The sequence below is a fragment of the Streptomyces sp. NPDC090045 genome, from assembly GCF_044747975.1.
In the GTDB taxonomy this organism is placed as follows: Bacteria; Actinomycetota; Actinomycetes; order Streptomycetales; family Streptomycetaceae; genus Streptomyces.
Genome location: NZ_JBIVFA010000004.1, coordinates 469,957 through 496,402 on the forward strand (window position 1 = coordinate 469,957; position 26,446 = coordinate 496,402).

At 72.1% G+C, this 26,446-nt stretch carries 31 protein-coding genes; 15 read left to right on the forward strand and 16 right to left on the reverse strand.

Features of this window, described 5'->3' with window-relative positions; all coding sequences use genetic code 11:
* Positions 1–31 precede the first annotated feature (31 nt).
* Together ACIPYQ_RS14425 and ACIPYQ_RS14430 are read left to right on the forward strand one after the other, a co-directional pair.
* Positions 32–610, forward strand: coding sequence for a sigma-70 family RNA polymerase sigma factor (locus tag ACIPYQ_RS14425; protein WP_319732568.1), 579 nt, complete (start codon positions 32–34; stop codon positions 608–610).
* 869 nt (positions 611–1,479) lie between these two features.
* Positions 1,480–2,310 carry an IclR family transcriptional regulator C-terminal domain-containing protein gene (locus tag ACIPYQ_RS14430; RefSeq protein ID WP_401250870.1) on the forward strand — a complete coding sequence of 277 codons (831 nt, stop codon included), beginning with the start codon at positions 1,480–1,482 and terminating at the stop codon, positions 2,308–2,310.
* 45 nt (positions 2,311–2,355) lie between these two features.
* Here ACIPYQ_RS14430 and ACIPYQ_RS14435 read toward each other — a convergent pair whose 3' ends face one another.
* Both ACIPYQ_RS14435 and ACIPYQ_RS14440 read right to left on the reverse strand, forming a co-directional pair.
* Positions 2,356–4,665 carry a helix-turn-helix domain-containing protein gene (locus ACIPYQ_RS14435; RefSeq protein WP_401250375.1) on the reverse strand — a complete coding sequence of 770 codons (2,310 nt, stop codon included), beginning with the start codon at positions 4,663–4,665 and terminating at the stop codon, positions 2,356–2,358.
* Complete coding sequence (locus ACIPYQ_RS14440; protein ID WP_401250377.1) at positions 4,628–4,903, reverse strand: hypothetical protein; 276 nt, start codon at positions 4,901–4,903, stop codon at positions 4,628–4,630. The genes ACIPYQ_RS14435 and ACIPYQ_RS14440 overlap by 38 nt, the downstream gene beginning before the upstream one ends.
* Positions 4,904–5,444: 541 nt before the next feature.
* Here ACIPYQ_RS14440 and ACIPYQ_RS14445 point away from each other — a divergent pair.
* Complete coding sequence (locus ACIPYQ_RS14445) at positions 5,445–6,005, forward strand: hypothetical protein (RefSeq protein WP_401250873.1); 561 nt, start codon at positions 5,445–5,447, stop codon at positions 6,003–6,005.
* Here the strand turns inward: ACIPYQ_RS14445 and ACIPYQ_RS14450 are convergent.
* Positions 5,894–6,484, reverse strand: a complete 591-nt coding sequence (locus ACIPYQ_RS14450; RefSeq protein ID WP_401250875.1) for a CocE/NonD family hydrolase C-terminal non-catalytic domain-containing protein — start codon at positions 6,482–6,484, stop codon at positions 5,894–5,896. The two genes, ACIPYQ_RS14445 and ACIPYQ_RS14450, sit on opposite strands and share 112 nt — an antisense overlap.
* A 47-nt stretch (positions 6,485–6,531) precedes the next feature.
* Between ACIPYQ_RS14450 and ACIPYQ_RS14455 the strand changes: the two genes are divergently transcribed.
* A complete protein-coding gene (locus ACIPYQ_RS14455; RefSeq protein ID WP_401250380.1) occupies positions 6,532–7,371 on the forward strand; it encodes a dienelactone hydrolase family protein in 840 nt (279 codons plus the stop codon).
* Between the two features lie 30 nt (positions 7,372–7,401).
* Here ACIPYQ_RS14455 and ACIPYQ_RS14460 read toward each other — a convergent pair whose 3' ends face one another.
* Together ACIPYQ_RS14460 and ACIPYQ_RS14465 are read right to left on the reverse strand one after the other, a co-directional pair.
* Positions 7,402–8,292: an aldo/keto reductase gene (locus tag ACIPYQ_RS14460; protein WP_401250383.1), complete on the reverse strand. Its 891-nt coding sequence runs from the start codon at positions 8,290–8,292 to the stop codon at positions 7,402–7,404.
* 93 nt (positions 8,293–8,385) lie between these two features.
* Entirely contained in the window at positions 8,386–8,793 is a 408-nt protein-coding gene (locus ACIPYQ_RS14465; RefSeq protein ID WP_401250386.1) for a RidA family protein, read from the reverse strand.
* A gap of 353 nt (positions 8,794–9,146) precedes the next feature.
* Between ACIPYQ_RS14465 and ACIPYQ_RS14470 the strand changes: the two genes are divergently transcribed.
* Positions 9,147–9,935 carry a class I SAM-dependent methyltransferase gene (locus ACIPYQ_RS14470; RefSeq protein WP_401250389.1) on the forward strand — a complete coding sequence of 263 codons (789 nt, stop codon included), beginning with the start codon at positions 9,147–9,149 and terminating at the stop codon, positions 9,933–9,935.
* A 34-nt stretch (positions 9,936–9,969) separates the two neighbouring features.
* Here ACIPYQ_RS14470 and ACIPYQ_RS14475 read toward each other — a convergent pair whose 3' ends face one another.
* Genes ACIPYQ_RS14475 through ACIPYQ_RS14485 form a run of 3 tightly spaced genes read right to left on the reverse strand, consistent with a single transcriptional unit; the run spans position 9,970 to position 12,139 of the window.
* Positions 9,970–10,863, reverse strand: coding sequence for a hypothetical protein (locus ACIPYQ_RS14475; RefSeq protein ID WP_401250392.1), 894 nt, complete (start codon positions 10,861–10,863; stop codon positions 9,970–9,972).
* On the reverse strand, positions 10,860–11,198 hold the full coding sequence (locus tag ACIPYQ_RS14480; RefSeq protein WP_401250394.1) for a PadR family transcriptional regulator: 339 nt from the start codon (positions 11,196–11,198) through the stop codon (positions 10,860–10,862). Before ACIPYQ_RS14480 ends, ACIPYQ_RS14475 begins: the two co-directional genes overlap by 4 nt.
* Before the next feature lie 14 nt (positions 11,199–11,212).
* Positions 11,213–12,139: a LysR family transcriptional regulator gene (locus ACIPYQ_RS14485; RefSeq protein ID WP_401250396.1), complete on the reverse strand. Its 927-nt coding sequence runs from the start codon at positions 12,137–12,139 to the stop codon at positions 11,213–11,215.
* Between the two features lie 162 nt (positions 12,140–12,301).
* On the opposite strand from ACIPYQ_RS14485, the gene ACIPYQ_RS14490 reads away from it, so the two are divergent.
* Positions 12,302–13,201, forward strand: a complete 900-nt coding sequence (locus tag ACIPYQ_RS14490) for an EamA family transporter (RefSeq protein ID WP_401250878.1) — start codon at positions 12,302–12,304, stop codon at positions 13,199–13,201.
* Between the two features lie 55 nt (positions 13,202–13,256).
* On the opposite strand, the gene ACIPYQ_RS14495 is transcribed toward ACIPYQ_RS14490, so the two are convergent.
* Positions 13,257–13,988 carry a hypothetical protein gene (locus ACIPYQ_RS14495; protein WP_401250399.1) on the reverse strand — a complete coding sequence of 244 codons (732 nt, stop codon included), beginning with the start codon at positions 13,986–13,988 and terminating at the stop codon, positions 13,257–13,259.
* Between the two features lie 169 nt (positions 13,989–14,157).
* Here ACIPYQ_RS14495 and ACIPYQ_RS14500 point away from each other — a divergent pair, with 169 nt between their 5' ends.
* The 3 genes from ACIPYQ_RS14500 (at position 14,158) to ACIPYQ_RS14510 (ending at position 16,749) form a co-directional block, all read left to right on the forward strand.
* On the forward strand, positions 14,158–14,367 hold the full coding sequence (locus ACIPYQ_RS14500; RefSeq protein WP_401250402.1) for a hypothetical protein: 210 nt from the start codon (positions 14,158–14,160) through the stop codon (positions 14,365–14,367).
* Positions 14,368–14,617: 250 nt separating this feature from the next.
* Positions 14,618–15,391, forward strand: coding sequence for a GNAT family N-acetyltransferase (locus tag ACIPYQ_RS14505; protein WP_401250405.1), 774 nt, complete (start codon positions 14,618–14,620; stop codon positions 15,389–15,391).
* Between the two features lie 287 nt (positions 15,392–15,678).
* The gene (locus tag ACIPYQ_RS14510) at positions 15,679–16,749 is read left to right on the forward strand and encodes a serine hydrolase domain-containing protein (RefSeq protein ID WP_401250881.1); all 1,071 of its coding nucleotides are present in this window, start codon (positions 15,679–15,681) and stop codon (positions 16,747–16,749) included.
* Positions 16,750–16,800: 51 nt separating this feature from the next.
* On the opposite strand, the gene ACIPYQ_RS14515 is transcribed toward ACIPYQ_RS14510, so the two are convergent.
* Positions 16,801–17,673: a hypothetical protein gene (locus tag ACIPYQ_RS14515; protein ID WP_401250408.1), complete on the reverse strand. Its 873-nt coding sequence runs from the start codon at positions 17,671–17,673 to the stop codon at positions 16,801–16,803.
* 173 nt (positions 17,674–17,846) lie between these two features.
* On the opposite strand from ACIPYQ_RS14515, the gene ACIPYQ_RS14520 reads away from it, so the two are divergent.
* Positions 17,847–18,521, forward strand: a complete 675-nt coding sequence (locus ACIPYQ_RS14520) for a DUF4232 domain-containing protein (protein ID WP_401250411.1) — start codon at positions 17,847–17,849, stop codon at positions 18,519–18,521.
* Positions 18,522–18,570: 49 nt separating this feature from the next.
* Here ACIPYQ_RS14520 and ACIPYQ_RS14525 read toward each other — a convergent pair whose 3' ends face one another.
* A complete protein-coding gene (locus tag ACIPYQ_RS14525) occupies positions 18,571–19,086 on the reverse strand; it encodes a pyridoxamine 5'-phosphate oxidase family protein (protein WP_361760777.1) in 516 nt (171 codons plus the stop codon).
* 153 nt (positions 19,087–19,239) lie between these two features.
* Here ACIPYQ_RS14525 and ACIPYQ_RS14530 point away from each other — a divergent pair, with 153 nt between their 5' ends.
* Positions 19,240–19,689 carry a VOC family protein gene (locus ACIPYQ_RS14530; protein WP_401250414.1) on the forward strand — a complete coding sequence of 150 codons (450 nt, stop codon included), beginning with the start codon at positions 19,240–19,242 and terminating at the stop codon, positions 19,687–19,689.
* A 318-nt stretch (positions 19,690–20,007) separates the two neighbouring features.
* Here ACIPYQ_RS14530 and ACIPYQ_RS14535 read toward each other — a convergent pair whose 3' ends face one another.
* Complete coding sequence (locus ACIPYQ_RS14535; RefSeq protein ID WP_401250416.1) at positions 20,008–20,343, reverse strand: hypothetical protein; 336 nt, start codon at positions 20,341–20,343, stop codon at positions 20,008–20,010.
* Between the two features lie 4 nt (positions 20,344–20,347).
* Positions 20,348–20,719 carry a MerR family transcriptional regulator gene (locus ACIPYQ_RS14540; protein ID WP_401250419.1) on the reverse strand — a complete coding sequence of 124 codons (372 nt, stop codon included), beginning with the start codon at positions 20,717–20,719 and terminating at the stop codon, positions 20,348–20,350.
* Between the two features lie 97 nt (positions 20,720–20,816).
* Here ACIPYQ_RS14540 and ACIPYQ_RS14545 point away from each other — a divergent pair, with 97 nt between their 5' ends.
* Entirely contained in the window at positions 20,817–21,608 is a 792-nt protein-coding gene (locus tag ACIPYQ_RS14545) for an amidohydrolase family protein (protein ID WP_401250421.1), read from the forward strand.
* A 10-nt stretch (positions 21,609–21,618) separates the two neighbouring features.
* Here the strand turns inward: ACIPYQ_RS14545 and ACIPYQ_RS14550 are convergent, their stop codons facing one another.
* Positions 21,619–22,155, reverse strand: coding sequence for a hypothetical protein (locus ACIPYQ_RS14550; RefSeq protein ID WP_401250423.1), 537 nt, complete (start codon positions 22,153–22,155; stop codon positions 21,619–21,621).
* 191 nt (positions 22,156–22,346) lie between these two features.
* Here ACIPYQ_RS14550 and ACIPYQ_RS14555 point away from each other — a divergent pair, with 191 nt between their 5' ends.
* Entirely contained in the window at positions 22,347–22,511 is a 165-nt protein-coding gene (locus tag ACIPYQ_RS14555; RefSeq protein ID WP_401250426.1) for a hypothetical protein, read from the forward strand.
* A gap of 65 nt (positions 22,512–22,576) precedes the next feature.
* Here ACIPYQ_RS14555 and ACIPYQ_RS14560 read toward each other — a convergent pair whose 3' ends face one another.
* The gene (locus tag ACIPYQ_RS14560; protein WP_401250429.1) at positions 22,577–23,575 is read right to left on the reverse strand and encodes a DUF998 domain-containing protein; all 999 of its coding nucleotides are present in this window, start codon (positions 23,573–23,575) and stop codon (positions 22,577–22,579) included.
* A gap of 96 nt (positions 23,576–23,671) precedes the next feature.
* On the opposite strand from ACIPYQ_RS14560, the gene ACIPYQ_RS14565 reads away from it, so the two are divergent.
* Complete coding sequence (locus ACIPYQ_RS14565) at positions 23,672–24,658, forward strand: helix-turn-helix domain-containing protein (protein WP_401250432.1); 987 nt, start codon at positions 23,672–23,674, stop codon at positions 24,656–24,658.
* Positions 24,659–24,685: 27 nt separating this feature from the next.
* On the opposite strand, the gene ACIPYQ_RS14570 is transcribed toward ACIPYQ_RS14565, so the two are convergent.
* Positions 24,686–25,303: a TetR family transcriptional regulator gene (locus tag ACIPYQ_RS14570; RefSeq protein WP_401250434.1), complete on the reverse strand. Its 618-nt coding sequence runs from the start codon at positions 25,301–25,303 to the stop codon at positions 24,686–24,688.
* Between the two features lie 111 nt (positions 25,304–25,414).
* On the opposite strand from ACIPYQ_RS14570, the gene ACIPYQ_RS14575 reads away from it, so the two are divergent.
* Positions 25,415–26,398, forward strand: a complete 984-nt coding sequence (locus tag ACIPYQ_RS14575) for an aldo/keto reductase (RefSeq protein WP_401250437.1) — start codon at positions 25,415–25,417, stop codon at positions 26,396–26,398.
* Positions 26,399–26,446: the final 48 nt, after the last annotated feature.

Here is a 26,446-nt window from a genome sequence, read left to right on the forward strand (position 1 = left end):
CGGGGAGCGCTGAACAGCTGTGGGGGAGCGTATGAGCGAAGGCGAATTCGATCCATCGGGGGACCAGGCGGTCTCGAGCGAGCTGGCCGGAGTCCTTCCGGTGGAGTTCACCGCGTTCCACTCCCAGCAGCACCGCGCCTATCTGCGCTACGCCCACCTGCAGCTCGGCAACCCGAAGGACGCCGAGGAAGTCGTCGACGACGTGTTCACCTTCCTGCTGAAGGTGTGGCGCCAGGCGCTGAAGGAGGCGAGCCTCCACGGCTTCGCCTGGGCGGTGCTGCGCGAGCACGTCGAGCGGCGGCTGGCGGTCCTGGGCCGGCAGGTGGCCATGGTGGAGACGGCGTGGTTCGCCGCGCTGCGCCGGTCCTCGAGAGAACGACTGGAACTGCTGGAGTCGAAGCTCGGACTGTACGCGGCGATCGCCGGCCTGTCCGAACGACAGTACGACGTGGTGCTGCTGGCCTTCCTCCTCGGCAACGACTCCGACACCGTCGCCCGGATGATGGGGATCACCCCCGCGACCGTCCGCTCGCACATCCGCGGCGCACGCCGAACCCTGTCCCGCAAGCTCGGGGTCGACTGGATCCCCGGAGAGGAGAAGGACCAGTGAGCGACATGCCCTGCGACCGTGACATGCCGCTGTGCGAACTGGACGCGGCCCTGGAGGACGCGACGGTACTCGCGGAGGAGTACGCCGGATACGACGAGGGGGCCGCCCGGCGCCGGATCGCCCGCCGGATCGTCGCCGACCGCGCCCGCTCGGCGATCGGAACCACCACCGCCAAACTCCTGCCCGCCCGGGGGCAGCCGGCCCCGGCCGCCACCGACGACCTCGTCCTGGACGCCGCCTGCCACGTGCGGGCCGCCCGCGGCCTGGACGACCTCACGTGGTCCCTCGTGGAGAGCCGGGACTTCGCCGAACGCGCCCTGGACGCCGGCTCCTGGCCCCACGGCACGGACTCGGCGCTGCTCTTCGGCTGCCTGCTGCACCTGGCCGACCGTACGGACGGCGCGCAGTTCTGGTTCCAGTACGCGGCCGGTGCGGGCTCGCAGACCGCCGCACGCTGCCTCTACCTCCACCACCTCGCCCGCGCCGAGGTCGCCACCGCCCGCTACTGGAAGCGCCAGGCCCGGACCCTGCCACCCGACGAGCACCTGCCGACCCTGCCGCCGGCCCCGGAACACCTCGAAGAGGCCCTCGGAGCCTCGGTCATCTGGACCTCGCCGCCCATCACCACCCAGGACCTGACCGCCCTCGCCGCCGGCCCCGGCCGGGCCGGACGCCCCCCTCTCAGGCTCCCCGCACGCCTGCGCCAGGCCCTCACCGCCCGCCCGTACGAGGAACACCCCGACCTGGGGGAGGTCTTCACCCCCGGCCCGCAGGTCGCGGTCGCCGTCGCGCAGAACGCCCGGCTCAACCCCCTGCACCTGACGGAGGAGGCGAACGCCTGGGCGCTGGAAGCGCTCAAACAGCCCCACCTGACCCACGCGGCCCGTAAGACCCCGGAAGGACGCCCGGCGCCCGCCGCGCTGGAATCCGTCCACCAGGCGCTGCGCGTCCTGGAAGTCATCAACCGCTTCTCGGGCGGGGTGAACCTGACGCAGATCGCCCGCGAGACGAAGCTGCCGCAGCTGGTCCTGGCGCGCGCCGTGGAACAGCTGATCCGCGCCAACCTGGCCACCCCGATAGGACCGGATGCCTACCTCGCCGGCCACGCGCTCCTCCTGGCCGACTCGGTGAACGGAGAGGGCCGAGGGCACCTGCGCGAGACCCTCGCCTGGGTGCGGGACGCGGTCGGCGCAGCCGTCTACGTCGCCCGCTACACCGACGGCGAGGTCTCCATCACCCAGTACGCCGACGGCCCCGCCACCCCCGTGGTCGAGGAGTGGGTCGACTTCCGCGCCGCCGCCCACGCCTCCGCGGTGGGCAAGGCGCTGCTCACCCAGCTCCACTACGACGACAGGAAGGACCACCTGGCCCGCCACCGGCTCACCCGTTTCACCGCCCACACCCTCACCAGCCAGCAGGACCTCTTCCACCAGCTCGACACCCGCCCGCCCAACGCCCCCCTCCTCGACCTGCAGGAGTACGCGCTCGGCACGGTGTGCGCGGCGGTGCCGATCACCGCGGGCCCGAACGCGGAATGCGTGGCCCTGTCCATCCCGGTCCCCGATCCCGGCCGGTTGAAGCAGGCCGCCCGGATCCTGCAGAGCGAGGCGGCCGCGGTCTTACTCGCCCTGATCGTCGCCGGCAGCACCCAGCCCACGGCGCGCAAACCGGAGGACACCCTCCTTTCCCCGACCGCCTAGCAGCACGGGGACGGGCCCGCCGCCCCGCACGGGCGGCGGGTCCGTTCATCCTGCCGGTCCTCCGGCGGGCGGGAGCGGAGGCGGCGGCGGGGGCGGCAACTGCACGCGTCCCGGCGGCACCGGTCCCGGCGTCACGGAGCCCGGAGGCATGGATCCCGGGGGTCCCGACCACCCTCCACGGCGAACCGGAACCGGCTCCGCGGTGTTCTCCGCGTCGGCCGAACCGACCGCGGCCTTCCGGTACCACCGCGCCACGGCGGGGTGCGTGAAGGACCAGCCGTCCCGCCCGGCCCGCAGGACGTCCGGGTCCGTCGCATCGGCGAGCAGGCCGAGCACGACCCCCGGGTACAGACCCCACAGTGCGAAGCGCGAGGTCAGGACCGCCCGCAGCCAGTGCCCGGTCACCGTGACGCCCAGCAGGACGGGCAGCAGCACCGGCAGGGCCGCGAGGGCCTGCCCCAGCAGCGCCACGAACATCAGCACGGGGAGGACGGCGAGTTCGGCCAGGAACCAGTGCGGCGCCGGCCGGCGCGAGGCCTGCTCGGCCAGCCAGACCGCACCCGCCAGCAGCGACGCGGACACGACCAGGGACAACCGTTCGGCGTCCGCCCCCGGACCGACCCCCATCGCGAGGACCAGGGCCACCCCGGCCGGGATGCTCCGCAGCAGCCACGACCGCACCCGGCCGAGGGGGTCCGTCCGTGCCGCCCTGCCGTCCAGCCGGTGCCGCAGGTACACGTACCAGCCGACCCCGATGATCACTCCCGGGACGAGCGCGGCCGACTCGACCGGGGAGGGGGAACCGGACGAGGAGTACGTGCTCGTGCCGTCGCCCAACTGCACCTGCACGAAACCGAGGAACACCCACGACAGGAGGGACAGCAGGGCCGCCTGGACGCCCGCCCGGCGGCGGGAGGGGCGGCGCCCCCGGTACAGCACCCGCAGGTCGCCCACGGGTGCCTCCTCCTCTTGCTCCCGCCGGGCCAGCAGGTGCAGCGCCCGGTGGCGGTGCTGTTCCTGGAGCTGGTGCCCGCCGATGCCGCCGTGCTGGCGGTACGGCGGGAAGGAGCCGAAGAGGTGCTGGACCAGCCGGATTTCGAGGGCTTCGACGGTGGCGCCCTCGGCCACCAGCTCGGCGGGCACGGCCCGGCCGTCGGTGTAGAGCAGTCTGGCCGCGCCGGCCAGCGTCGGGTCGGCGAGGACGGTGGCGGCCGGAAGGTCCGGCCGGTCGGCGAGCGCCGCCAGGACCGGCGCCCAGTCCTGCTCCTTCGTACGGGAGCGGGAGCTGCGCTGGATCCAGCCGTCGAGGTCGCCGACGCCCACGGGGAGCAGCCGGACACCGGCGCTCCCGGCGATGACGGTGTCGGTCTTCTCCACGGTCCGGGTGAACTCCGCCCACCCGCTGACGAGGACGAACGGGGCCTGCTGCGGCAGCTGGTTGAAGATGTACAGGGCCCGGCCGCGTTGACGCAGGGTCAGACTGTCGAAGTCGTCGAGGATGGGCAGCAGCCGGTGCCGTCCGAGGAGGGTCCGGACGTCCTCGGTGGTGCAGCCGGTGAGTGCGTCGGCGATCCAGGCGAGCAGGCTGTCGGGGCCCCGCTCGGGGCGCCATCCGCGCAACGACACCAGTACGGGCACCACGGACGCGGAGCCGCCGCCGTCCGCCGTCAGCAGCCGGGTGCCCAGATGGCGGGCCAGCTGGGTCTTGCCGCTGCCGCGGTCGCCGAGGACCAGCAGGCGCCGCGTTTCGGTGAGGGCGAAGATCTCCCCGATCTGCTCGTAGTGGCCGGTGCGGTCGGCGGCGTCGGATCCGGTGTCGGTGAAGTCGGGCCCGACGGTGGCGAAGCGCAGCGGGATCGGGGCCGGATGGGCGGCGACCCCCCATGGCCTGCGGTCGGGGGCGAGGGTCCGCCAGGCGTCGCGTTCCAGCGAGCTGGGACGTGGCCCGGCCGGGCTGTCCGGCACCCGCGGCGCGGGGGCGGTACGGCCGGCAGGCGGGCGGCCCGCGGGCAGGACGAGGCGGGTCCGCTCGTACTGCGCGCGGGCACGGCGGTGCCGGGCCTGCCAGAGGTCCAGGTTGGCGTCCGGATCGCAGGCGGTCACCCACGCCTTGACGAGGTCCCAGCGCGGCAGGTCCCGCCCGGTGGTGGCCGCGCTGAGCGCGCCCTTGCTCCAGTGGGTGACGGCGTAGAGGTTGTCCAGGGTGAGCCCGGCCGTGGCACGGAGCTCGCGCAGTTCCTGCGCGAGCTCCGCCAGGGCCGGGACGGTGGTGTCGAGCGGCCGCTGCGGCCGCCCCCGCCGCCCCGTGCCCACGGCGCTACCGGCCGGTCCGGTCGGACCGGACGCCGTCGTCACGGAAGCCGCTGTCGCCGTCGGCGCCGTCGCCACGGTCGCTGTCGGCGGTGATCCGGCGGCCCAGCTCCAGGGCGGTGGTCGTCACCATGACGATCACGCCGAGCGCCGTACCGGGGGAGTACCCGAGCCCGCCCATGACGGCCGTCACCACGGCCACCACCACGACCACGACGATCTTCACACCGAGTGCAGAGGGGCGCCCGCAGAGGCGCGGAAAGGAAGTCAGCGAAATGACCACGAGGACAACTCCTTCGAAAGCAACGGTCCGGAGGAAGTGCATCGCGCCTGCACGGGCCCGCAGTTGGCGCTACGGGCTGTCCGCTCCCGGCCCAGGAGGCCGAGGGCGCTCCTCAACCATGCCCGAGCGCGGCGGTGGGCAACACCACTTGCCGATAAGCAGACATGCCAGCAATTTCGGGTATGCCCGCCCTGCTGAATTTTTCCCGGGCCCGGCCCCGCGGCCGTGAACAATTCCCGTGCCCACGGATCCCCCCAGTTCACGGCCACCGCGCGCGGCCGGAGTCGTTCACGAAGAACCAGCTGCTCTGAACAACCACTGCGCGGCGCATACTGCTCCTGCGGCGGATCCCTGAAGATTCGTCACCGCTCGCGCGGGCGCCGCGGTCCGGAACACGCGCAGGCGGGGGCCGTTGGCGCGGCCCCCGCCCCTCCGTTACGGACGGACCGGGAGCGGGGCGCATCATGGTCCGGTGACGAGAACGAGCAGCAGCAGTGTGCCGGCAGGGTTGTCCCCGTACCAGCAGGAGTTGCGGGACCGGATGCTCGCCGCCCCCGTGGTCCCGGCCCCGGTTCCCTGGCGACCGGTCTTCGAGCCCCTCGTCCCGGTGGGCGGGCTGCTCGGCATCGGTTTCGCGGCCCATCCCGACACCGGACACGACCTGGTGATGGTCGTTTCGAACGACGGCCACGGCCTCTTCGATTCGGTCACCGGGGAAAAGATCGCGCGCGACCGGGACCCTGATCCCGACGACAGCACGCCGGACGCGGTACCCGACCTCTCCTGCCCCGGTCTGGGGCCGGTCGCCGGAACCCGGGTCCGCATCGCCGGCCTCCACGGCGGCGGCCTGCACCGCACCACCGCGGACGGCTGGAGGCTGGAGGTGGTGAGCCCAGCCTGGCCGCACGACCGCGTACTGCTCTCCACCGACGGCGGGCCCCCGCATTCCGGCCCGCACGGCGAGAGGTGGTGGCACATCTACCACGCGAACTACTCGGAGCTGCGGGCGGTCGGCTTCTCGCCGTCGGGCCGGACCCTCGCCGTCGCGACGAGCAGCGACCTCACCCTGTGGACCCGCACCCGCACCCGCACCCTCGTCTGACCCGGGGCGGTGGATGACGGACAGCCGGGGGACAGCTCCGGCAGGGTGAGGGGTTCGTGCGTGATGATGTGGGCCGTGTCGTCAGCGCCGACGTCGAACAGGTAGGCCACCAGGGTCGTGGCGGCGGCGGAGCTGCGGACGGTCAGCGTGAGCTCGGGAACACCGCGGATGCGGCGGGCCCCCTGGAGCGGGCCGCTGGTCCACACGGACGACGTGCCGGCGGTCGAACTTGCCGGTCGTGTACGCCTTCGGGGTGCCGTTCCACTCCGCCTGGCCGGTCGTGATGACGGCGTCCACCGCGGTGGCTTCGGTGAGTTCGCCGGCGGTGAACTCGCGCTTCCATCCGTTTCCGGCGCGGTGCCGAGGCCGCCGTCCTGCCGGTCCGCCGTGGAGGCGGTGAGGTACGTCGTAGGTGCCCCGCGAGAGCCCGACGCTCTGCGTCCGTCGGTTCCATGGGTTGACCACCAGCGTCTACCTATCGGTAACTTCTGGGTGGCCCAAAAGAGTCGACCGAAGGAGCAGGCGCGTGCCGGACCACGACCTGAACGGCTTCACGCAGACCACGTTCACCCATGACGGCGCCACCCGCTCGGTGCTGCGCAAGGGCACGGGCCCCGCTGTGATCATCATGGCGGAGATCCCGGGCATCACCCCCAAGGTCATCGAGTTCGCCGAACGCGTGGCGGCGGTCGGCTGCACCGCCGTACTCCCCGTCCTCTTCGGCGTGCCCGGCCGCGACGCGAGCCCCGGTGCCGTCGGATGGGCGAGAACCGGCCGCGCCATGGCGTCGTCCCTGTGGCAGGTGTGCGTGAGCCGCGAGTTCACCCTGCTGGCCACGGGGCGCAGTTCGCGCGTCGTACGGTGGCTGCGCGCCCTCGCCGCCGCCGAGCACGAGCGCTGCGGCGGCCCTGGGGTCGGCGCCGTCGGCATGTGCCTGACCGGCGGATTCGCCCTCGCCATGGCCACCGACGAACGCCTCGTCGCGCCGGTGCTGTCCCAGCCCTCGCTCCCGCTGGCCTGTACCGCGAGCCGTGCCGGCGCCATCGACATCAGCCCCGAGGAGCTCGCGGTCGTCCGCGGACGCTGCGAGCGCGACGGGCTCCAGGTGCTGGGTCTGCGGTTCCGGGGCGACCGGCTGGTCCCCGGCGACCGGTTCGCGTACCTGCGGCGGGAGCTCGGTGACGCCTTCGTCGCCGTCGAGCTCGACGAAGGCGCGGCCAACCCCGCGAGTGCCCTCGCGCCGCACTCCGTCCTGACGGAGCACCTCATCGACGAGCCGGGACAGCCGACACGGCAGGCGCTCGACACCGTCCTCGACCTGTTCCGCACCCGGCTGCTCGACGGGAAGCCCGCCCCCACGGCATGACTCACACGGCATGACTCACACGGCTCGGCTCTAGCCCTGGGTCAGACGGTCGCGGTGGGTGGGGGAGAGGCGGAGGTGTGCCGCGGCGACGTTCTCCTCCAGGTGGTCGATCCGTGCGGTGCCCGGGATCGGGAGGATGACCGGCGAGCGGTCGAGCAGCCATGCGAGCGCGACCTGCGCCGGGGTGGCGTCGAGTTCGGCGGCAACGGAGGCCATGGCGGTCGCAGTTGCCGCCGTGGCTGCCGCCGCCGCGGCGCTCTCGGCCGTCGCCGTCTCGCCCGGCTTGGCCGCCGACACCGCTCCGGCGACGGGTTGCCACGGCAGGAAGGCGATCCCCGCCGCCTCGCAGGCCGCGAGCACCGGTTCGTGTGCGCGGTGGAGCAGGCTGTACCGGTTCTGCACGCTCGCCACGTCGATGAGGCCGCGCGCCTGCTCGAGCTCCGCGACGGACACCTCCGACAGCCCGATCCGGCCGATCTTGCCCTGGATCTGGAGCTCCCGCAGCGCACCGAGCTGGTCGGCGAGGGGCACCTCCGGATCGATGCGGTGCAGCTGCAACAGCTCGATCCGCTCCACCCGCAGTCGGCGCAGGCCCTGCTCGACCTGCCCCCGCAGGACGTCCGGCCGCCCGTCGAGGCCCCCTTCGCCGGTGGCCGCCGATCGGGCGACGCCCACCTTGGTGGTGATGACCAGCTCGTCCGGGTAGGGGTGCAGGGCCTCGGCGAGGAGCTCCTCGTTGGCCCCCCAGCCGTACAGGTGGGCGGTGTCGATCAGGGTGACGCCGAGCTCGACCGCCCGCCGCGCGACCGCGAGGGAGGCCTCGCGGGTGGCGGTGCCGGGCCCGGTCGGCAGTCGCATGGCCCCGAAACCGAGCCTGCGTACCTCCAGGTCCCCACCGATCCGAAACGTGCTCGATGTCATGCGCGCTCTCCCCCCTGGTCAGGGGGCCACGCTAACAGGGCGCCCCGCCCGGCCCTCGGCGGCAGAGCACACCCGGTCCGGCAACCCCGCACTTCACTGCGGCTTTTGATCAGCCGTCACCGCATCCATCTCCACCTCGACGAGCCACGCGGGATCGATGAAACGGGACACCTCCACGAAGGTGGTGGCGGGCCGGATCGAGGCGAACCGCTCGCCGTGCGCACGTGCGGCCTCCTTCCACTGCGTCACGTCGGTGAGCATGATGCGGGTCCGCACGACGTCCGCGAGGGTCGCCCCCGCATCCCGCAGCGCCCTCTCGGCGATGTCCAGGCACCGTACGGTCTGGGCGTGGACGTCGCCGGGGCCGACGGTGGAGCCGTCGTCCCCGATGGGGGCCGTACCGGCGACGGCTACGTACGATCCCGCCCGCACTGCGCGGGAGAACCCGATCTCCGGCTCCAGCGGCGACCGCGAGCCGACGGTCTGACGTATGTGAGTCACCTCGTCATGGTGCCAGAACGGCGGCTGACGGTGAGTCACCCCCATCGGGGGATGGTGACGGCGGGTGCGGGCCGGTTGGTGGGCGCGTTGCGTAGGTCGGCAGGGTGTCGGGTGGCAATCTGGTCGATATCGCCGCAATTCACTCGCCTACGAAGTCCATGAAGTCTCTGCCACCCCGGAGTCGCCCGGTCCTGCACGAGGTCAAGGAAGCTCATGCCGCACGCATCGGTCAAGTGGTTTGTATATGCCGATGACCGACGTATGGTGGAGACCTGAACCCGAAGATCCTTCCGGCGGCCGGGCTGCTCCTGCCCACCACCGGGAGTTCGCCTTGCGACGGAGACGGAGTGCCCATGGCCACCAGGAAGAACCTCACCGCCAACCGCGAATCCCTCGTCCACAAGGTCCGCTACGCCGCGAGCCGTCCGAACCGCATCGCGCCGTACCTGAAGCGGGCCGCCCGTGACCGGTGGCTCGCCTTCAAGCACCCCGACCACGTCAGCTACTACCGGGCCGTCATGGCCTCGGACACCCGCCGCAACCCGGAGGCGGCCGTCGGCAGCCAGACCCACGAACGCTGGCTGGCGCTGGGGCGGATGCAGTTCGACTACCTGCTCGGGCACGGCCTGAAGCCCGGATCGCGCATGCTGGACATCGGCTGCGGAAACCTCCGCGCCGGCTGGCGCTTCATCGACTACCTCGACGCGGGCCACTACTACGGCATCGACATCTCGCCGGACATCCTGATCGCGGCGAAGGGCACCCTGACGGAACGAGGGCTGCAGGCCAAGCTCCCGCACCTGACGATCACCAAGAACCTGACGCTGGACTTCCTCCCCGAGGGGCACTTCGACGTCGTCCACGCCCACAGCGTGTTCTCGCACTCACCGATCCACGTCATCGACGAGTGCCTCGCCCACGTGGGGCGCGTCCTCGCACCCGGGGGTCACTTCGACTTCACCTTCGACCGCACCACCGGCGCCGAACACCAGGTGCTGCGCGAGGACTTCTACTACCGGACCCAGACCCTCGTCGACCTCGCCGCCCGGCACGGACTGGCGGCCCGCTTCATGGAGGACTGGGAGGAACTCGGCCACGGCCAGTCCAAGATCCGCGTCAGCGTGAGCGGCCGCGACACCTGACCGTTGCGGGGTGAGGCCGCCGACCCGGTACGGTTCAGCCGCGTCCGGCCGGGCCCGGGCTCCTACGGCGCCACAGGCGCACGGCCAGGGCGGTGACCGCGAGCAGCGCGAGCCAGGGGAGTGCGGTCTCCTCGCCCACCACCCCGGCGAAGTAGCCAGCGACGAGGAAGGGCGCGGCGGCCAGGGCGAACTGGCCGCCGGTACGCACCTCCGACAAGGCCGCGCGCCCTGCCAGGACCAGCGCGGCGGACACGAGCACGGCGAAGCGCCACAGCAGGATCATGCCGAGGCCGCTCGCATCCAGCAGCGCGAGGATCACCACGGTCAGCGGAGCCCAGAGCATCAGGGCCGTGAGGCCGGCAGCGCTCCTGATCCGGCGGGGCGGTCGCAGGTCCGGAGGACAGACGAGGGGAAGGGCGGCGACCAGCAAGGGCGGCGCCAGGTACGCCGCGTGCTCCAGCGGCATCTCCAGGGCGCCCGGCAGCGCCGCGGCCAGCAGGCAGGACGCGGTTCCGGCCGTTCCGGCGAACATCCACCGCGCCCCGGCCGCGAAGCGGCCGCCCAGCGCGACGACCGCGCCGAGGAGGGTCAGCAGGTAGCAGCCGTTGATCGCGTACCCGATCGGGTCCTCGAAGTCGGGGCGCCCGGAGACGTAGGCGAGGTTGAGGGTCGAGGCGAGCCGGAACGCGGCGTGCGCGCCCGTCGCGGCCAGCGCGAAGGGAGCGGCGGCCGCGAAGAGGCGCCCGCCGCGCTGCGCGGACCCCACCCGCAGGCGAAGCCGCAGCGCGTGGGCCACGATGTCGCAGGCCTCCCGCAGGCGTTCGAGCGGGCCTGCGCCCTCGGTCGCCTCCCGGTAGGCCTCGGCGATCTCCTCCCCGAAGGCGCGGCGGAAACCGTCGGGATACAGGCGTAGCAGGCGACGGCTCACGCCGTGGCCGTCTCGCCCGTGACGCCGAGGCGGCGGGTGGCCTCGCGTGCGGTGGCGGCGATCCGCTCCGCCTCGGCGGCCAGATTCTCCCGTCCGGTGGCGGTGAGGCCGTAGGTGCGCCGGAGCCGGCTGTCGACGATCTGCTCCTCGTGGACCTCGATCAGCCCTTGCCCGAGGAGCCGCTCCAGAGCTCCGTACAGAGTGCCCGTCCGCATCTTGACGCGACCGCCCGAGATCAACTCCACCTCGCGCGCGATCGCGTACCCGTGGCGGGGCTCGTCCGCGAGCGCGGTCAGGAGGAGAAGGGTCGGTTCCTGCATCGCACGATCACTCATGCCGACATGGTAAGTCACCCACCGGCATATATCGCCGATGGCTGCCGGGTCCCCTCGTGGCGGTCGAGAACATCGCGAACGTCGAGGACGTCGAGGAAGGCGGTCGCGGCCGGTGTGCTGCCGGTGCGGCCCCAGATGACGTACTCCACGCGGGCCGGCGCGTCGGTGACCTCGATGGTGACGACGCCGGCGAGCTGGGGCGCGTAGGCGGCGGGGAGCATGGCCACGCAGAGGCCCTGGGCGACGAGCCGGGCGATGAAGTCCGCGGTGGTCACCTCGAAGGCGACGTCACGGCCGAGACCGGCGGCCGAGAAGGCCAGGTCGGACTGGACCCGTCCGGCCGTTCCGGCCGGCAGGTCCACGAACACCTCGGACGAGAGCCTGCGCAGGTCGACCACCGGTTCGTCGGCGAGCGGATGGTCCGGCGCGACCACGGCGACGAGTCGGTCGCGGGCGAGTTCGCGGGCGGCGACACCCTGGGGCCGTGCCGTGGTCGGCAGCCCGAGGAAGGCCACGTCGACGGCTCCTTGCCTGACCTGCTCGACGAGGTCCTCGCTCGCTCCCACGCACAGGCTGATGCGTACGTGCGGATACCGCTGCCGGAACTCGCTCAGTGCACCGGGGACGTCGACCGCGGCGACCGTGGGGATCAGGCCCACGGCGAGCCGTCCGCGTACCTCACCGACAGCCGCGGCGACCTCGGCGGCCGCGCGCTCGGCGGCGTCCAGACACTGACGGGCGGCCGGGAGGAACGCTGCGCCGGCGGGCGTCAGCCGCACCCGGCGGCTGGTGCGCTCGAAGAGCCGCGCGCCGAGTTCCCCTTCCAGGCGGGCGATTTGGTGACTGAGGGCGGACTGGACGACCAGACACCGTTCGGCGGCCCGGGTGAAGCTGTTCGTCTCGGCGACGGCGACGACGTAACGCATCTGCTGGAGCTCCATGCATCCATCTTGAATCGAGATCGATGAGCTGACAAACATGTGTTGGACTCATCGATCGCGTCGACTGAGACTGCGTACATGACAGGTTCAAGTCCGAGTGCGACACCTACAGATGCTTCGAGCGGTATCCGCAGAGCCGGCACGGACGGTCCCCGCGGAAACCTGCCCCGCACCGCCCTGACGGCGTTCGCACCTCTGGTGTGGGGCACGACGTACGTCGTCACCACCGAGCTTCTCCCGCAGGGGCACCCGCTGTTCGCGGGCCTGCTGCGTGCGTTACCCGCCGGCCTGATCGCGCTCGCGATCACCAGGACCCTGCCGCGCGGCGCGTGGTGGGGGAAGGCCGCCGTGCTCGGCGTTCTGAACATCGGGCTGCTCTTCCCCCTGCTGTTCGTCGCGGCCGAACGCCTGCCGGGCGGTGTCGCCGCCACCGTGGCCGCGGCCCAGCCGCTCATGGTCGCCGTCCTGGCCGTGACGGTCCTCCACGAGAGCCCGTCCGCCTGGCGCCTCACCTGGGGCGTGATCGGCGTCGGAGGCGTCGGCCTCGTGGTGATCGGGCCGGATGCGGCATTCGACGTCATCGGAATCGCGGCGGGCCTTGTCGGCGCGGCCTCGATGGCGCTCGGCCTGACCCTGACCAAACGCTGGGGACGGCCCGCCGAGGCCGGTCCCACCGCCTTCGCAGGCTGGCAACTCACCGCGGGAGGCGTCTTCCTGGTGCCCGTCACCTTCCTCGTCGAGGGGACGCCACCCGCGATCGACGCGCCCGCCGCCCTCGGCTACCTCTGGCTGGGCCTGGTCGGCGGTCTGATCGCCTACGTCCTCTGGTTCCGCGGCATCGCCACCTTGCCCGTCGCTTCGGTCGCGGTCCTCGTCCTGCTCTCGCCGCTGGTGGCCGCGGTGCTCGGGGCCGTCCTGCTGGGCCAGACACTCGGCCCGGTCCAGCTCGTCGGGTTCGGACTCGCGCTCGCCGCGATCGCCGCGACCCAGCTCCCTCCACCCACCCGCTCACGCGGATCCGTCCCCGCACCCCCGCCCACACCGGAAGGGCCGACGCCGTGATGGGCGGATCACGGCGCGGGCCGGGCATCGCAGGGCCTCGTTCAGCCGCCGGGGCTCAGGAGATCGCGTACCACTGGCTGGCCCAGCCGGTGTTGATGGTGCTGGTGGACTGCTCGGCGAGGTTCACGGTGGCCGGCAGGGAGGTCTGGCCGGTCAGGATGGTGCTGTACCGGAGATTGGGTGGCGTCAGACCGGCGTTGACCGAAATCCCGGCACCGGTGGACTTCAGGGTGAGGGCGTTGGTGGCCCAGTTCCCGTTGAGGAGGAGAGCGATGAAGTAGGTCCCCGGGGGAGCGGTGAACGGCTTGGCGAGGGCCAGCGGCTTGGCGATCGCGTCGGTCATCAGCTGGGGCGAGACGTCCGGGGTCGCGGCGACCAGCTTGCCGGTGGCGTCGTACACGCCGAGGTAGCAGTTGGCGAGCTGGGCGTTCGGGTCGATGCCGGCCAGGCCCAGCCAGATGTTCGACCAGGTGATCTGCTCGCGCAGGACGATCCGTACCAGGGTGACCCGCCCGCCGACCCCGGCGGCTGACTGGGCGGTGACGTGACCCGCGTCGTTGGGGTCGCCGGTCCACGCCAAGAGGTTCTGATCCTGCGGCCGAGGCCCCTCGAAGCCGCCCCCGGCCCCGGGCCCGCTGCTCTGCGGGGGCACGGCGGCCACGGAACTCGCCGCAGCGCTCGGACTCGCGCTCGGGCCGCCTTTGGACGCGGTGCAGCCGGCCAGGACGAGCAGCGCCGCGAGTGCGGCAACGAAGCCGGTCGCGGCCGTGGTGGTGCGGGTGCGCATGGTCCCCCCATGAGGTGCGGATGTGCTGACGGTCATGATCACACGGGCCGCCGCCGTGCAACGGACTGGACCCGACCGCTCATGCCACGACGCTCTCGGCGGATCGCCGGCCTGTGTCAGTGCTCTGCGAAAGGAGGGCCGCGTCGGATCCGCGGCCGCAGACTTCGCGGTGCCCGACCTCACGCAGGCCGAGGGCTGGGTGGTCACCGGCCACCATCATGACGTCCTCACCTACGTGGGCCCTGACAAACCGGATGACGGCTCCGGCCTCGCGGTCGGTCTCCACGGGCGGTCCAAGCGCCACCGGGACGGAACCGAACTCCACGTCGTCCACGTGGAGGACAAGCGCGGCACCGCAGCGGAGAAGCGGGAGCACTGATCGCCGCCGCGTCGGGGAAGCCCGGTACCAAGGGTGCGCTCGACCTCGTTCCAGTCCTTCCGGCGGGGCTCGCTCGGCGGTGGGGCGATCTCGAGGAGGCGCGTGAGGGCGTCGGTCATGGCAGGGGGCCTGTTTCGTCGGGTCGGTGTACCGGCATCCCTTCCGGCGGCGCTCGCAGGAGTCTCACATGTCCGTCGTACCGCGTGAAATTCGGAGGCTGCCCCGGCCCGGGCACGCATAGGCTCCGCCCATGCCCGGATCAGAACGTCAGCGGATCGACACCTTCCTGTCGGCCTTCGCCCGCCGCCAAGCCGCGCGCTCCGTCGACCTGCCCGGCGGGTTCGCCGTGTACGACGACGCCTTCGCACACTCCCGTGCGAACAACCAGGTCGTCATCGACGCGCCCGCCGTCGACATCGACCCCGAGGCGGTGCCCGCCCTCGTGGAAGAGGCACTGGGGTACCTGCCCCACCGGCTGATCTCCGTCCTGGACGACGAAGCCGGCACGGCGTGTGCGGAGCCGCTGATCCGCGCCGGATACACGCACTCCACGTACCTGGTCATGTTGCACACCGGCCCGGTGCCGGTCGGCGGCGGGCCCGCCGGGGAAGTGGACCTCGACGCCCTGCGCGCCCCGCTCACCCGGCGCTGGCAGGGTTTCCTCCCGACCGTCGGGGACGAGGTCCTGCGCCATCTCGTCGACCGGCGCGAGGTGCGCCGACGCGGGGCCGACGGCGTCCACTTCATCGGCGCCCGCACGGCGGAGGGAGAGGTCGCCTCATGGGCCGACCTCTACCTCGACCCGGCGACCGGCACCGCCCAGATCGAGGACCTGATGACCTCGCAGGCCCACCTCCGGAACGGTTACGCCGACGCCGTCCTGAGCACCGCCCTGCGCCTGGCCGCCGACCAGGGCTGCGGTACCCGCTTCTTGACCGCCGACGCGACGGACTGGCCACGGCACTGGTACGGGCGCCGGGGCTTCTCCGTGATCGGCCGCTCGCACTGCTTCGAACGCGGCTGATCGCGGGTTGCGGAACGGCCCGGGTTCGGCACACGGGCCGCCCCACCTGAGGGCACACCGGGGGTTGTCCCCACCAGGCGCCGGGCGGGTAGCAGGATCGTTGCGCGCGGCCGAAAGCGGACAAGCTGGGACCGGCACATACCGCCGGTTCCCCATGATTCCGTAGGAGTTGACCCGTGCGCGAGCAGCAGACATGGCGAAGGTCTGGTCCGTCCCCGCGGCAGCGGAGGGGCCGGCGCAGAGCCGTGCCGGCCACGCTCGCCGTCGCGCTGGCGGCCTTGGGCGTCATGACGATGGGGGTGCCGGCGCCGCCGACCGCGTCCGCCTCCGCCAGGCCGGACGCCGTCCAGCAGGGCCTGAACGCGCTGGTGCACTCCGACGGCCTGCCCGCAGCCCTGGCGAGCGTCACGGACCGTGAAGGCCGCACCCGTACCTATACTGCGGGGGTGGGCGACCTGGCCGGCGGTTCGAAGGTGCCGAGGGACGGCCAGGTGCGGATCGGCAGCAGCACCAAGACGTTCACCGCCGTGGTGGCGCTGCAACTCGTCGGTGAAGGGAAGATCGACCTCGACGCCACGGTCGACACCTACCTTCCGGGGCTCGTCCGCGGGGAGGGGTTCGACGGGCAGCACATCACCGTCCGCCAGCTCCTCCAGCACACCAGCGGACTTCCCGAATACGAGGACCTCGTCGGGGACGACATCCTTCGGCACCGGTACTTCGAACCCCGCGACCTCCTCGACATCGCCTTCCGGCGCAAGGCCGTCTTCGCCCCCGGGAAGGACTGGGGGTACAGCAACACGAACTACGTGGTGGCGGGCCTGATCATCCAGAAGGTCACCGGCCGGCCCCTCGCCGAGGAGGTGGACCGGCGCGTCATCAAGCGCATCGGGCTGCGCCACACCTCCTTCCCGGTCGCCGGTGACATGGCCATCCGAGAAGCCCATCCCCACGGATACCACCGGGATGCGGCAGGCGCTCCCCTGCGCGACGTCACCGAAATCGATCCCTCCGCGGGCTGGGCCGCAGGTCAGATGATCTCCACCAACTCCGACCTCAACCGGTTCTACGCCGCGCTCCTGGACGGCCGTCTCCTCCCGGACGCCCAGCTGACCCAGATGCGTACGACCGTTCCCCTCGGGGACACCGGCGCCGGCTACGGACTGGGGCTCATCAGCAGGCCGCTGTCGTGCGGCGGTGTCTCCTGGGGCCACGGCGGCGACATCGCGGGATACGAGACCCGGGGCGGAGTCACCGACGACGGCCGCGCCGCCAACATCGCGGTGACCGGCATCCCGACCGACGAGGCTGCCACGCAGCACCTCGAGAGCCTCGTGGACACGGCCCTCTGCCGCTGAGCCTCGCCTCCTCCCGTGCCTCCTGGGGGCCGTCCCGTGGGTCAGGGGCGGTCACCGGGCCGGGTGGAGGGCGAGGGTCCAGGTGTGGAGGGTGTGCTTGGAGGGGTGATCGGGGTGTCGCTCGCTGAGCTGGACCGTGACCTTGTCCCCGGCACGGTGGAGGTGGCCGTGGTAGCGCCAGGCCTCGCCCGGGTCCACGGGAAGCAGCTCGGCGAGGACGGAGTCCTCCAGCCGGCGGCTGACGGCCCGTAGCACTCCGGCGTCGAGGACCAGGATGGTGCCGTCCGTCAGGACGAGCGGCCGGGGGGCCTGGGGGTCGGTGAGCAGCGGGCCGCGTTCGACCGTGCCGCCCGGCAGCAGCCGTACCACCCGGCCGCGGGTGGGGAGGTTGCGGTCGGTCTCGACGACGCGGATGCCCGTACCGATGACGTAGTGCCCGTAGCTGCGCCAGGAGTCGACCAGGGTGCCGTCGCGGTCGTACTCCCAGGTGTCGAAGGCGTCGTAGCCCTCCAGCCCGAGGAGGAAACGGCCGCCGCCCAGGGCCGCGCCGCGTTCCCCGCGCAGTTCGGTGATCAGGGTGCCGTCCGCCAGGTCGAGGAGCAGGGCGGGGCCGAGGTTGCCCCAGGCGGTGTACGCGAGGGAGTCCGTGGTGACCAGGACCCGGCCGCGGGATATGTGGGCGGCGTTGGGCTTGCCGGAACAGGGGGCGGTCCAGAGGGTGTGGCCCGAGGAGTCGATGCAGCTGATCTTCCCGGCGGTGCCGTGGACCCTGAGGTCGTCCCGCCGGGCGAGCGGCTGACCCTGGCGGTGCGAAGGTTCGTACGGTGGCGGGCCGGCCCTGCGCCGCCCCTGCTTCAGCACGGTGACGCGCCAGGCGCCGGAAGCCGCTCCTGGGGTACGGCCGTTGTCCTCGGGTCTCACCATGGACGCTGATGCTAGCGCCGAGGCGATCGTGGTGGACTCGGCAAGACACCGTCACCAAGCTGTGAAGCTTCTACGGGACGCTGGTGCTCAGCACAACCCCAGCTCGACCCCGCTCAGCCCCGCTCAGCCCAGCCCGGCGCACCTCGCGCTTCTCCTTGGGGGGACCCAACGCCATGAGCACCGTACGCAGAGCCGCAGTCGTCCTCGCCGCCGTATCCGCACTGGCCCTGACCGCCTGTGGGCCCACCGACGACGACGCGGGCGGCGGGGCGGGCGGGCCGTCCGCGAGCCCGACGACGTCAGCGACACCGACCGCGCCGTCCGCGCCGTCCGCGCCGTCCGCGTCGTCCAAGCCTTCGACGACCCCGGAGCCGACGAAGCCCACGAAGCCCACCACTCCGAAGCCGCCGAAGTCGTCGACCGACCCCGACTTCGACGTCTTCCCGTGCAGCACCTTCGACGTGAAGTTCACCGCGGCCCTGGCGGAGCCCACGACCAGCAGCTACCTGCTGAAGATCACCAACAAGGGCGCCAAGGCGTGCAGGGTGCTGGGGCATCCGGTCGTGACCTTCGGCAGCCTGGACGGCCAGGCCACGGAGCGCGGCACGGCTCCCGGCATCGAGGACGCGATCAGGCTCGACCCGGGGGAGTCGGCGTACGCCGGCCTGATGGGCGGCGCCAACGACGGCAAGGGGAAGACCGTCGACTCGATCGAGATGACCATGAACACGGAGTCGGATCTGGCGCAGACTCCGCTCAAGGCGTCGACTCCCGGCCTGTACGTCTCGCCCGACAAGAATTCCGTGACGGCCTGGATGGACAACGCGGAGGACGCCCTCAGCCTGTAGGAACCCGCAGGCCCGCCCCGCCCCGCCCCTCCCCGCTCGGCGCCGAACCTCAGGCGAAGCGCCAGCGGGTCTGGCTGTACGGGGCCTTGCCGAAGCCGAAGACCGTGCGCGGGGAGACCGCGAAGACCACCGCTTCCCCGGCCTCGGGGTTGACGAAGACGCCGTCGCCGACGTCGAAGTGCCATTCCGAGCCGTACTTCGCCTCCCACGCCGTGGCGAGCGCGCGCAGCCGCCCGGAGTCGGTCACGCGCGCCGCCTCGCCCTCGACGACCAGGTCGAGGCCCCCGTGGAGGGAGTTGCTGCCGGTGGTGAGCACGACGTTCGGGTTGGCGCGGAGGTTCTCGGCCTTGCGCTCGCGCGGACCCGTACAGAAGTGCAGCGCGCCGTCCGCCCAGACGCCGATCAGCGGCGTGACGTGCGGGCGGGCGTCGGGGCGTACGGTCGTCAGCCAGTACAGCTCGGCCCCGGTCAGCTGCGCCACGGCCGTCGGCCACGGGACGGCCACCGCGTCCTTGTCGCTGTAGCGCTCGTCCAACTGGGCGTGGGGCAGGGGTGATGTGCTCATGGGTGGTGTGCTCACGTCGAGTTCCGGTCCGGACAGTGTCCCCAGCCTCGGCCGCGGGGGCCTGGTGCGCACGGCTGACATGCCCTTGCCTTCGGACGTCACCCGATCGGTTGCGGGGTGCCCCGAAGGGTAGGTTCGTCGAGTGATCAGCCTGTGAACGCACCCCACCACGTCGCCCCCGTCCGGCCCGCCCACGGCACGCTGCACCACGTCGAACTGTGGGTCCCGGACCTCGACCGCGCGGTCGCCTCGTTCGGCTGGCTCCTGGAGGAATTGGGGTACGCCCTCTTCCAGCACTGGGACAACGGGCGCAGCTGGCGGCTCGGGCCGACCTACCTCGTCCTCGAACAGTCCCCGGCCCTCACCGCCGACCGGCACGACCGCTGCCGGCCGGGGCTGAACCACCTGGCCTTCCACGTCGAAGACGCCACCGAGGTCGACAGGCTGGCCCGCGAAGCGACCGGGCACGGCTGGCACCTGCTGTTCCCCGACCGGCATCCGCACGCGGGCGGTGCGCGACACTATGCCGCGTACCTGGAGAACGAGGAGGGCTTCGAGGTCGAACTCGTAGCGATCGCCCCCGCGCCCCCGGCCAGTGCGTGACCGCGGCGCGAGCTAGGGTCACAGCTGGAAAGGAAACGGGGGTAACAGAAATGGAATACCTGGTAGTCGCGGGGATCGGTCTCGCCTGGGGGCTCTTCCAGGCCTGGCGCGGCGGCGTATTCGGCGGCAGACGGGCGCAGAGGCAACGGCCTTCCCGATCGTCGAAGAACGACGGTGTCAGCTTCTCCTGCGGGGATGGTGCGTCCTGCGGTGGGGGCTCCTCCTGCGGTGGCGGCGGAGGCGACTGACGGCACGAATCCCACCGCGGGCAGGGACGCCGGCGCGGACACGGCGCCGGCCTGTGCGAAACGGCCGAGATCAGGACCCCAACAGCGTCCTCGCACGCTCCGCGAGCAGAGGTATCAATCGCTCCCGCCACGTGTCGAGAGAGACCACTCCGCTGGACATGCCGCCGTGGGCGTATTGCTCCCGGTACGCGGATGACGCCAGGTCGCCGACGAGGTCAATACCCACGAGCTCACTGAACGCTGCGCGCAGAAGGCGGACCACTTCGTCGACCGACTCCGGGACGTCCGTACCCGACAGGTGATCGCGAAGGGCTCGCCAGACGTGGGGGTCGCCCCGCAGGCCCCACGTCTTCGGCTCCGGATCGAAGAGATCCGCCATCCTCGCGACCGCGTCGTCATGTGCCATGGTGTCAGTCTCGCAGGGCCGGGTTTTGACCTGCCTCGGTGGCGGTGATCGTCCGGCGCAGCAGGTGGCGCGCGGTTTCCAGTTCGGCGGCACGCCGGTCGAGGACGGTCAGCCGATCGCGGAGGCTGGTGAGAACGCCGGGGCAGGGACGCAGCGCCGTCTCGTCGAAGGTGCAGGGCAGGATCTGGCGGATGACGCGGGTCGGCAGGCCGGCGGCCAGCAGCGTGCGGATGCGCCGCACCGTCACCACCGTCCGGTCGTCGTACTCGCGGTAGCCGTTGGCGCGGCGCTCCGAGTGGATCAGACCCGTCCCCTCGTAGTAGCGCAGCAGCCGCTCGCTGACGCCGGCACGACGCGCCAGCTCTCCGATCAGCACCGACCCCGGCTCCCTCCCGCTTGACCTTCCCACCGTGTCAGGGAGCAACAGTGAACGGGCCGGCCGCATTCCGGGCCGACCGTCAAGGAGAGAGTGAATGATGATCATCGATGCGCACAGCCACGTCCACGACCCCGTCGACGCACATGTGGGGCTGCTGGACGAGGCCGGTGTGGACCGCGCCGTGCTGTTCTCCACCCGCCCACACCCGGAGCGGGCCGGTGACCTCGCCTCGTTGCGCCGGGAGATGGCGATCCTGGAAGAGGCCATCGGGGGTCGGGTGGGCTCGGCCGAGGGACATCGCCGTGCGTGGCGGGAATGGGACGCCGCACTCGCCGCACGGCCGGAGCGGTTCATCGGCTTCCTGTCCGTACCGCTGGACCTGGAGCCGGAACGGATCGCCGCGACCGTGGAACGCGAGGTCGTCGGGCGCGGGCTGCACGGGATCGGCGAACTGACGCCGCCGCCGGGACGGGCGGCGATGATCGAACCGGTACTCCGGGCGGCGGCCGACCACGGCGGGCTGCCCGTGGTCGTGCACGGATCCGCTCCGACCACGGCGGCCGACGTGAGGACGCTGTCGGCGCTGGCCGGCCGGTACCCGAGGGTTCCGCTGGTGGTCAGCCAACTCGGAGGGACGAACTGGATGGAGGCCGTCGAGCTGGTCCGGGACAACTCGAACATGTACCTGGAGCTGTCCACGGCCAATATCGTCTTCGCGGTCCGGCTGGCCATCAAGGAGATCCCGGACCGGACGCTGTTCGGCTCGGACGCCCCGTACGGAGACCCGGTCCTCGCCCGGGCGATGGTGGAGCGGGTCACCAGTCCGGGAGAGGTACGCGACCGGGTGCTCGGCGGGACGATCGCCGAACTGGTCGGACTCGCCTGAGATCGCTTACTCAGGGTGTCGGGGGAGGGGCAAGCCGCCACTCCCCGGAATGGCCGGGCGGGAGGGCCAGGTCACGTCGGACGGCGGTGTAGTACCCCTCGCGCGCGGCGCGTTGGCGCTTGAGCAGGGTCGACCAGGCTTCCGGGCTGTGCGTGCGGTCCCGCAGGAACGCTTCCATCTCCATCACCACGACGACCCATGCGCGGGCCTTCTCCACCACGTCCGGGGTGCCGAGCATCAACAGTGCCTCCCCGGCCGGATCGCGGGCGTCCGTGGCATCGGCGAGCTGTGGCGCCGCTTCCTCGGGTGACATGGGATGCGGGTGGGGGTCGTTGCCGAGGTGCGCCGCGATCCGGTAGGCCAGGGTGACGCTCTTCTTCAGCGACCTGGCGTAGTCGGCGTAGGCCGTCAGCCGCCGCTCGTCCCACTGGGCCGCCTGCTCGCGGCGGAAGCGGGCCTGATCGCCGCGCGTCGTCGCGAAGTACGAGCCGAGGGCGCCGATCACCACGCCGATGAGGGCGGGGAGTTGTTGTATGAACGCTGACATGACCACACGGTATAGCGTCGAGGCTGATGCGCCGCGTGGGATCCTGCGGCCACGATCCTGAGTGACCGCACCCACCGCGTGGAGCTTCGTCCGCTGCGCTACCAGTTCGCCACGGTCCGGGGTAACCGTTACGACGACATCCGGTCCTGGCCTTCAGCCTCGCCGGCCGAAGCGAGGACGAAGCCGAGGCGGTGATCCGCATTCACCTGTCCCTGGAGGCATCGTCTCCATGGCAGCAGGGTGAGGACAGGGCGGACATCTACCAGTACTTCGTAGAGGTCCGGGCGAACACGGAGGCCCTGCTCCAGGCAGCTGACCAGTGGGATCTTGACCTCGCGCCGTTCCCCACCCGCTGATCACGGCAGGTGACGGGGCAGGGCCGTGAGGGCCGGCGCTCGGGCCCGACCACCTGCCGCCCCCCTCAGACGGTGCGTGGGAGCGCCGGAGTCAGGGCCAGGCGGGCCGTCACTGCGGTCAGCCAGAGGAGACCGAGTCCCGCGCCCGCGGTGAAGGCGAGGACGGAGGCGGCCGAGGCCATGAAGCCGGCGAGGACCGCGACCGGTACGAGACGGGAGGCCACGGCCCAGCCGCGGTGCCCGCGGGCGGCGAGCGGGCGGGACAGGACGACGAACGCGGCGCACAGTGCGAGGTACCCGACCATTCCGGCGGCCATGTGGGCGGCGCCGTGCCCGCTCATCACGGTCGGGTCCGGGGCTCCGACGGGAAAGCCTGCCCCGGCGTCGGCCGGGAAGGCAGCGGCGGCCCAGAAGGAGACACCGAAGACAGCGACCAGGGCCGGGCCCCACGTGCCGCCCGCGTCACTCCTCAGCAGGTGACGCAGTCCGGCCGGCCCCGCGAACCGCACCCGGCGGCCCGCGCGACGCTCGTGGGACACCCGGCCCGCCACCCGGGTACCGGGCGTGGGGTGCCAGCCGTTCAGCCCGTACGCGACGTGCACCGCGTCCGCGGCGGTCCATTCCCCCATCGCCGCGGTCACCAACAGGTCGCCCAGCCCGCCGTAGAACGCCATCGCCGGCACCACGGGCGTGTCCGCCTTCCGGGCCGCTTCCGCGTGGTCGGCGAACATCGCGACGTTCGCCTCGATCTCCGCCGCGACGTCGACGTACGGGATCCCCGCGCGCAGGGCCGCTTCCACGACCGGGCCCGCCGTCAGCGCGAAGGGTCCCGCGCAGTTGACGACGGCCGCCGCGCCGGCGAGGGCCCGGTCCAGCGAGCCCGCGTCGTCCACGGTGGCCGGCCGCACCTGCACGTCCCCCCACTCGGCGGCCAGCGCCTCCAACCGGTCCGCGTCTCGGCCGGAGATGACGGTGGCGAAGCCACGCCTCCGTAGTTCGGCGACGACGAACCGCCCCGTGTGCCCGGTCGCCCCGTAAACCACCACTGCCGCTGTCGTGCTCATCGTTCCCCGCTCTCGATGTCCTGGTGGATCGAGTCTCGGTGCGGGCGGCGTCCGACGGTGATGGTCTGGAACGACATCATGCGTACACTTTCGGACATGCCCACTGTCGCACTGCTGACCGCCGGTCACCTGCTGCACTTCGAACTGGCGGTGGCCCACGAGATCTTTGGCAACCCTCCGCGCGAGGCCACGGAGGGCTGGTACGACGTACTGCTCTGCGGGCCCGGGCCGGTGCGGGTCGGCCCGTTCACGGTCGAACCCGACCACGGGCTGGACCGCGCGGTCGGCGCCGACACGGTGATCGTGCCCGCGTGCGCCGACATCGACGAACCGCCGCCGGCGGAGCTGATCGAGGCCGTACGCGCGGCCCACGCGGCAGGGGCCCGGATCGCGTCCCTGTGCACCGGAGCGTTCGTACTCGGCGCCGCCGGCCTGCTGGACGGGCGCCGGGCTACCACCCACTGGGCCCATGCGGCGGAGTTGAGCGCACGTCATCCGCTGGCCGTCGTCGACCCGGACGTCCTCTACACGGACAACGGAAGCGTCCTCACGGCTGCGGGCAAGGCCGCCGCCGTGGACCTCTGCCTCCACCTGATCCACCTCGACCACGGCGCCAACATCGCCAACTCCGTCGCCCGGCGCCTCGTCATGCAGCCCCACCGGCCGGGCGGTCAGGCCCAGTTCGTGGCCACACCGGTGCAGGCCGGGGGCGACCACGTACTCGCCCACCTGCTCGCCTGGGTCCAACAGCGGCTGGACCAGCCCCTGACGGTGACCGACATGGCGCGCAAGGCGAACACAAGCCCGCGCCATCTCGGACGCCAGTTCCGGTCGGTGACCGGCCGGACACCGCTCCAGTGGCTCCTGACCCAGCGCGTACGCCGCGCCCAGGAACTGCTGGAGGCCACCGACGAGACCATCGAGGCGGTGGCCCTCGCCACCGGCATGGGGACCGCCACGACACTGCGGCGCCAGTTCAAACGGATCGTCGGGGTCCCGCCCGACAGCTATCGCCGCTCGTTCCGCAGCGCGGCCCCCGGGGCCCAGCCGCTCCCCGCCGTGGCGGTGGGACCAGGGAGCTGACCAGGCGTCACTTCACCCTGCCGGGCTTCAATTCCCGTGCCCGTGCCCGTGTGCGTGCGGTGCGGTGATCCGGCGTACGGCCTCCACCACGGCCGCCCGGTGGCGGGCGAGCTGCTCGGGCGCCCAGCCGGTACCCGGCTCGCCGACCGCCGTGGTGCCGTCCACCGCAGGACCGCCGAACGCGCCGAACCACGCCTGCGACATGGCCATCACCAGCGTCAGCACGTCGGCGGCGTCCACCCCGTCGTCGATCCGGCCCGCCTCCTGCGCCTGCCGCACGGCTGCGATCTTGCCCTGGTAGGACGCCGCCTCGGTGTCCGTGCTCCCCGGACGTTCCAGCTGCTTCCACAGCACCAGACGCATCAGCGACGGCCGCTCGACGAGGTGGTCGTAGATCGCGCCCGCGTACCCGGGCAGGTCGTCGACGTCGAAGGGCACGGACTCCGAGCCCGTCTCCAGCGCCCGCTGGAGCACGGCGTCGAAGAGCTGCTCCTTGTTGCCGTAGTAGACGTAGATGAGCCGCTTGTTCGCCTGCGCGGCCTCGGCGATGCGGTCGACCCGCGCGCCGGCGATGCCGTACGCCGCGAACTCGGAGAAGGCCGCGTCGAGCAGCCGTGCCTTGGTCGCGCTGGAATCCCTTGCCATGGCTCGCAGCCTAGCAAGTAACTATCCAGTTATTGACATCTGGCGCGCCTGTGGTGCACGCTCTATCTATCCAGTTAGTTACTTGCGAGGGAGATCATGATGGAGACCGCGATGGAGATCCGTGCACTGGGCGGCCAGGGGCTCGAGGTCGGCGCCGAGGGGCTCGGCCTGATGGGCATGAGCGCCCACTACGGAGCCACGGACGAGACCGAGTCGCTGGCCACGATCGACCGCGCCCTGGAGCTCGGCGTCACCCTGCTCGACACCGCCGAGGGCTACGGCCCCTTCCTCAATGAGCAGCTCCTCGGCAAGGCCCTCGCCGGCCGCCGTGAAGCCGCCGTGATCGCCACGAAGACCGGTGTCGAGTTCACCGACGAGGGCGCCTTCCGCGGCCACAACGCCACGCCCGAGTACATTCGCCGCTCGGCCGACCGTTCCCTGCGCCACCTGGGAACGGACCACATCGACCTCTACTACCTGCACCGCATCGACCCGAACGTGCCCGTCGAGGAGAGCGTGGGCGCCCTGGCCGAGCTCGTCGCCGCCGGCAAGGTCCGCCACATCGGCCTGTGCGAGGCCGCGCCCGCCACCATCGCCCGCGCCCATGCCGTCCACCCGCTGGCCGCCGTACAGACCGAGTACAGCCTCTTCGAGCGCGGCATCGAGCACGACGGCGTCCTCGACACCCTGCGCGAGCTCGGCATCGGGCTCGTCGCGTACTCCCCGCTCGGCCGGGGGTTCCTCTCCGGCGCGATCACCAGCCCGGACGACTTCGCCGCCGACGACTTCCGCCGCACCGACCCCCGCTTCCAGGGCGAGAACTTCGACCGCAACCTGGCCGTCGTCGACCAGGTGCGCCGTCTCGCCGCCGAGAAGGGGGTCACGCCTTCGCAGCTCGCGCTGGCCTGGACCCTGCGCCAGGGCGCGGTGCCCATCCCGGGCACCAAGCGCCGCCGCTACCTGGAGGAGAACATCGCCGCCACCGCGGTGACGATCACCGACGCGGACCTGGCCGCCATCGACGCCGTGGCCCCCCACGGCGTGGCCTCGGGCGACCGCTACGCCCCGGAGCTGATGCAGTCGCTGAACGGCTGATCGCGCCGCTGCCTATGTATATTAGATCCATGCCTAGGGCTCCTAGGC